The sequence below is a fragment of the Luteitalea sp. genome, assembly GCF_044337415.1.
Lineage (GTDB): Bacteria > Acidobacteriota > Vicinamibacteria > Vicinamibacterales > Vicinamibacteraceae > Luteitalea.
Genome location: NZ_JBIINP010000227.1, coordinates 1 through 6,011, shown reverse-complemented (window position 1 = coordinate 6,011; position 6,011 = coordinate 1). Strand labels below are relative to the sequence as shown.

5 protein-coding genes are annotated in these 6,011 nt (G+C 67.5%); 4 read left to right on the top strand and 1 reads right to left on the bottom strand.

Features of this window, described 5'->3' with window-relative positions:
* The coding region (locus ACIRDX_RS19600) for a hypothetical protein (RefSeq protein WP_396627126.1) at positions 1–1,190 on the top strand (1,190 nt) is incomplete at its 5' end.
* Here ACIRDX_RS19600 and ACIRDX_RS19595 read toward each other — a convergent pair.
* The gene (locus ACIRDX_RS19595) at positions 1,151–1,834 is read right to left on the bottom strand and encodes a hypothetical protein (RefSeq protein WP_396627125.1); all 684 of its coding nucleotides are present in this window, start codon (positions 1,832–1,834) and stop codon (positions 1,151–1,153) included. The genes ACIRDX_RS19600 and ACIRDX_RS19595 overlap by 40 nt on opposite strands.
* A 158-nt stretch (positions 1,835–1,992) precedes the next feature.
* Here ACIRDX_RS19595 and ACIRDX_RS19590 point away from each other — a divergent pair, with 158 nt between their 5' ends.
* From ACIRDX_RS19590 to ACIRDX_RS19580, 3 genes are all read left to right on the top strand, one after another.
* The gene (locus tag ACIRDX_RS19590; RefSeq protein ID WP_396627124.1) at positions 1,993–2,832 is read left to right on the top strand and encodes an exosortase/archaeosortase family protein; all 840 of its coding nucleotides are present in this window, start codon (positions 1,993–1,995) and stop codon (positions 2,830–2,832) included.
* A gap of 4 nt (positions 2,833–2,836) precedes the next feature.
* Positions 2,837–4,924, top strand: coding sequence for an XrtA/PEP-CTERM system histidine kinase PrsK (gene prsK / locus ACIRDX_RS19585; protein WP_396627123.1), 2,088 nt, complete (start codon positions 2,837–2,839; stop codon positions 4,922–4,924).
* Positions 4,921–6,011, top strand: a 1,091-nt coding sequence (locus ACIRDX_RS19580; protein ID WP_396627122.1) for a sigma 54-interacting transcriptional regulator, incomplete at its 3' end; no start/stop codon positions are given. The genes prsK and ACIRDX_RS19580, both read left to right, overlap by 4 nt.

Here is a 6,011-nt window from a genome sequence, read left to right as displayed (position 1 = left end):
CTGCCGGATTCGCCCTGGACGACGTCATCTACGCACTGGCCCCGAGCGGGCTGGACGCGCCGAACCAATCCGTCATCCTTGCGTTCCTGCGCAGCAACGCCCACCCACACACCGCCGAGGATTCCGTCCACCACCGCCTGGCGAAGGCGAGGGCGTACCTGTCGGCGCCGATCGCGACAGCTGCCGATCTCGTGCGCCTGGTCGGGCGTGGGTATCTCGGATTCGATGCGGGCCTACTGAATCCGGGCGCGCTCGTCCATGATGGTCAACTGATCCTGGTCGTGCGCGGGGAGCGGTACACATGGACGAAGGCTCGTGTCCGGCCGGACCTGCTTCTCGGAGGGTGTCAACCCGTCCTGCTGACACTCGACGGACACCTCGGGATCACCGGGGCCACTCCCTGTGCGACGCCAGCCCTCGGTGCAGGAGCCAGCCACTCGCGAGCAGAGGACTTCCGGCTCTTCGCCTTCCGAGGCCAACTCTTCTCCAATCACGCCCTGGTGAGCATTCGCGAGGGATCAGCGCGGCAGACCACACCGCTGCACACCGAGAGCCTGCGAAGCAGCGTCATGGTCTCGCAACTGGACGTCGCGCAACCGGCGCTGAGCCCCATCGGCCAACCGACCCTCGATCGACCGACGACAGACAACGAGAAGAACTGGGCCTTCTTCGAGCATCGCCGCGAGCTCCACCTGATCTACTCGTTCGATCCCTACCACGTCCTGAAGGCCACGAACTGGCCCTCACTGTCGTTCGAGACGGTCATCTCCGCCCAGGTGGGCAGTCCGTTTGCCGACCGTCTTCCGATCAGGAACAGCATCAACCCCGTGGACTACAGTGACGCGGCGTATCTTCACGTGATTCATCGCGTCTATCCAGAAAAGCAGTATGTGTTCTGGGCAGTGTTACTCTGCAGGCAGACATTGCGCCCTCTCGCGATCAGTGCTCGCCCACTGGTACGAGCCTGGCAGAGTTCGCCTTCCGCCATCATCTACGTGAGTTCCCTGGTCGCGACCGCCGAGGAGGTCCTGGTCTTTGCCGGACTCGACGACTCATCGACAGCATGCTGGCGGATACCACGCTCCCGGCTTGACGACAGCTGGACGCCCTGGCCGACCGCTCACGCCAACACTGCTCACGATGTTGCGGGTCACGACGACGAGTTGAACGGCAGGACGTACAACCTGTAGTACCAGAGCTTGACCGATTGCTCGATGACGTCCTGAATACCATGCCAATCGTTGGTCCAGGTGGTCGGGCTCCGGTCACCTGGCACAGGGTCGCAGCCGACGACGGCACCGCTGCTGGCCAGAACTGAGCTGTAGACGAGAGCGGACCTTCGGCTGCGGAATAGCGGGGCGACGACCACGACAGACCTGATGCCGCTCCGCTTGGCGAACGCACTCACGTCTCGAGCGGCATTCAGGCTGATCGGCTCCACCAGGCCGATCGGAATGATTTCGATCGAGCCGATCCGGGACATGAGCGCGATCATCCGGGTAAGCCCGAGCGCCACGGCGCTGGATGTCTCCCTGCTCGGATTGGTATAGACAGGGACCAGCACGCGAGGAGCAATCCCGGCGTCACGCAGGTGCCTGGCACGCTCGAAGAGGAAGTAGTCCGGCTCGAAGTTCTCGATGAGGATGGCGTCGCTCGGTACGACGTGTTGCTGGCACACGAGACCGCGGCCGATAGCGGCGGTCCACCAGGCAGATGTCAGCCATAAGCCGATGACAGGAACACTCAGGAGCAGGACGCGGAGCTTCCAGGTCGTTCTTGTACGCTCCACGCGGGAGATGAAGTGACGCGTCCAGCGCGGGGCCGTGTCGGGCACGGCCGATCCTAGCAGACAGACTCGGTGACTCGCTGCAGCGTGGAAGCGTCGAGCCTTCCGTTCGGCAGCCCGAGGGTAGCCATGAACACAAGCAGAAGTCAGACCCCCGACTGGCGATGGCGGCATCGCCAATGACCGCCCCTGACGGTAGGGCACGCGTGTACCTATTCCTTCTTCTGCTGACGCTGTGCTTTGCCGTCCCGCTCGTGCGGCTGATGCTGTACGCAGCGGGCGCGGATCTCCACTCGCACATCCTGCTCGTGCCATTCGTGGCGCTCTACCTGCTCCACGACAGACGGAGCACACTGCCGGAGCGGGGACCCGCGTGGACGGCAGGCACCCTCGAGTTCGGCGCGGCGGGCCTAGCCGTCACGGCCGCGGGGCTGATCTGGCGTAGCGCGCTGAGCCACAACGACTACCTCGCCCTGATGGCGCTCGGCTACGTCGCCCTGCTCGCCGCCGGCGGCTGCTGGTTCACGGGGCAGCACTGGATGCGCGCGGCCGCCTTCCCGTTCGCGTTCCTGCTCTTCCTCGTGCCGCTGCCGGATGGGGCCGTCAACTGGCTCGAGCGCGCCTCCGTCGTCGGCTCCACGGACGCCACCGAGATCTACTACCGCATGTTCGGCACCCCGTACCTGCGCCACGGCGTCGTCTTCGAACTGCCCACCATCACCCTGCGCGTCGCCCAGGAATGCAGCGGCATCCGATCCAGTTGGGTGTTGTTCATCACCAGCACCCTCGCCGCCAACATGTTCCTGCGCACCGCCTGGCGACGCGTCGCCCTGGTCGCCTTCGTCATCCCGCTCGGCATCCTGCGCAACGGTTTCCGCATCTTCGTGCTGAGCGAGCTGTGCATCAGGATTGGCCCGCACATGATCGACTCCGCCCTCCACCATCACGGCGGGCCGATCTTCTTCGCACTCTCACTCATCCCGCTGTTCGGCCTCCTCTGGTGGCTGCGCCGGGGCGAGTCCGTATCGCCGTCGCCGGCGGCATAGCCGCGTGCCCCTGATCCTCCTGTTGCCCTTCGCGGCCGCAGTCCTGGCGGCGCTGCTCGCGTTCGCGAGCCTGGTCCGCAAGGCCCCCACGGTGGCCTCGTGGTGCTTCGCCGTGGGCATGCTGCTGCTCGCGGCAGACAGCGCCTGCGGCGGCATGGCCCTGGCCGCCACCACAGACGAAGCCCTCGCCCGATGGGTGCGGCTCGCCATTCTCGTGAAGTGCGCCGTGCCCGTGGTGTGGCTCGGCTTCAGCCTCACGTACTCCCGCGGCGACTGGCGCGAGTCGGTGCACCAGTGGCGCTTCGGCCTCGCGGCCTTCGGCGTGGTGCCCCTGGTCGCAGTGGTCGCGGCCTCGGCGTCGCCATCTGCCCTGATGGACACGCTGCGCGTCGGCGAAGACGGCAACCTCCTGGTCCTTCGGTCCGGCCCCCTCGGTCAGGCCCTCAACGCCGTGCTGCTCGTGGGCATCGTCCTCGTGCTCACCAACCTCGAGCAGACCTTCCAGGCGGCCGTCGGCGCCGCACGCTGGCGGCTGAAGCTGGTGGTGATCGGCCTGGCCGTCGTCTTCGGCGCCCGCATCTACGTGCGTAGCCAGGCCATCCTGTTCTCCGCGCACGGCCTCGAGCTGATCGGCGTCGAGGCCAGCGGCCTCCTTGTCGGCTGCGCGCTGCTGGCGCTGGCCTACAAGCGCACGGGCTTCAGCGAAGTCGACATCTACCCGTCGCGCGCCGTCCTGCGCTCGTCGCTCACGGTGGTCATCGTGGGCACGTACCTGCTGGTTGTGGGTGTGCTGGCCCAGGCGGTGCGTCGCTTCGGCGGCGCCGAGGGCTTCCAACTCCAGGCCCTCCTGCTGCTCATCGGCATGGCGGGTCTTGCCGTGCTCCTGCTGTCGGATCGCCTGCGGCAGGGCATCCAGGTGTTCATCGGACGGCACTTCGGCCGCGCGCAGCACGACTCGGTGAAGGTGTGGACCCAGCTGTCGCAGTCGCTCGGCACCGCCCGCGATCGCTCCGGGTTGTGCACCGCCGCCTGCCGCCTCGTGTCCACCACGTTCGAGGTGCTGTCCGTGTCGGTGTGGCTCGTCGACAGCTCGGGCGATCGCCTCGACCTGGTGGCAGCCACAACGCCGCGGCAGGCCGAGCCGATGCGCGTGCCCACCGTGATGCGGTCGGCCGTCACGCCCCTCGACATCGAGGCCCTGCGCGACGACTGGGCCGAGGAATGGCGCGATCGCAATCCGTCGACCTTCCCCAACGGCGGCCACCGCTTCGTGGTGCCGCTCCGCGAGGGCCAGGCGACGCTCGGTGCCATCGTCCTTGCCGACAGGGTGAACGGCGCGCCGTACAGCCGCGAGGCGCTCGACCTGCTGCAGTGCATCGGCGACCAGGTGGCCTCGGCGCTGCAGAACCTGCGCCTCGGCGACGAGCTCGCAGAAGCGCGCGAGCTCGAGGCGTTCCGCACGATGTCGACCTTCTTCGTGCACGACCTGAAGAACGCCGCCGCGTCGCTGAACCTGATGCTCAAGAACGCGGCCGTCCACTTCGACGATCCGGAGTTCCGCGCCGACGCCTTGCGCGGCATCGGCAACACCGCCGGCCGCATCGAGACGATGATCGCGAGACTGGGTGCGCTGCGCGAGCAGCCGACGACCACCCGCCGCACGATCGAGGTCGACGCACTCGTGCGCGACGCCGTCGAGCGCGCCGGGCCGCTGCCTGGCGTGTCGCTCGCCCTGGACCTCACGGCCGCCGCCTCGGTGCACGCCGACCGCGATCAGCTCGTGAGCGTGCTCACCAACCTGCTCCTCAACGCGCGCGATGCGCTCACGGGCGAGGGCCACGTGCGCGTACACACCGCTCGCGTCGACGACCTCGTGAGCGTGTCCGTGGAAGACGACGGGTGCGGCATGAGCCAAGCGTTCATGCGCGAGTCGCTGTTCAAGCCGTTTCGCAGCACCAAATCGAAGGGCCTCGGCGTCGGGATGTTCCAGGCGCGGATGGTGGTGGAGGCCCACGGGGGCCAGATACATGTCGAGAGCGAGGAGGGCCGTGGTACCACAGTGCGCCTCCTGCTCCCGGTCAGGAACACATGATGGACAAGCCGAAGCTGCTCATCGTCGACGACGATGAGGACATCCGGGTGCAGATGAAGTGGGCGCTGGCCGCCGACTACGAGGTGACGCAGGCCGGCGACCGCGTGTCGGCCATGGCGGCGTTCAACGCGACGCGCCCGCTCGTCACGCTGCTCGATCTCGGCCTGCCGCCGGCGCCCAATACGCCGGAGGAAGGCCTGGCCACCCTCGCGGGCATGCTCGTGATGGACCGCCAGGCGAAGGTGATCGTGCTGTCTGGGCAGGGCGAGAAGCAGAACGCGCTCAAGGCGATCGGCGTGGGGGCATGGGACTTCCTCACCAAGCCGGCCGACATGGACGAGCTCGGCTTCGTGATCAAGCGGTCGGTGCAGGTGGCGACGCTCGAGCGCGAGTTCCGGCTGCTCCAGGACAAGGCGAAGTCCGAGGCGTTCGAGGAGATGATCGGCGCCAGTCCCCAGATGCAGGTGGTGTTCAGCTTCGTGCGGAAGGTGGCCGGCACCAACGCGCCGGTCCTGATCCTCGGCGAGAACGGCACCGGCAAGGAGATGGTGGCGCGCGCGCTGCACCGGCGCAGCAAGTCGAAGGACGCGCCGTTCGTCGCCATCAACTGCGGGGCCATCCCCGAGGCGCTGCTCGAGAGCGAGCTGTTCGGCCACGAGAAGGGCGCGTTCACGGGCGCGCACGCGTTGCGCAAGGGCCTCATCGAGACGGCCTCGGGCGGCACGCTGTTCCTCGACGAGATCGGCGAGCTCTCGGCGGCACTGCAGGTGAAGCTGCTGCGGTTCCTGCAGGAGAAGACGTTCCAGCGGGTGGGCGGGCGCCAGGAGATCCAGAGCGACGCGCGGGTGGTGGCGGCCACCAACGTCAACCTGAAGGATGCGGTTTCGGCTGGAAAGTTTCGTGAGGATCTGTACTTCCGCCTGGCCGTGCTCATCACCACGCTGCCGCCGCTGCGCGACCGCGGGGAGGACGTGGAGCTCATCGCCACCGAGATGCTGCGGCGCTTTTCGGGGCAGCACCTGCGCAACGGCATGGCGTTCGCGCCCGAGGCGATCCGGGCGATGAACCAGCACGGGTGGTCGGGCAA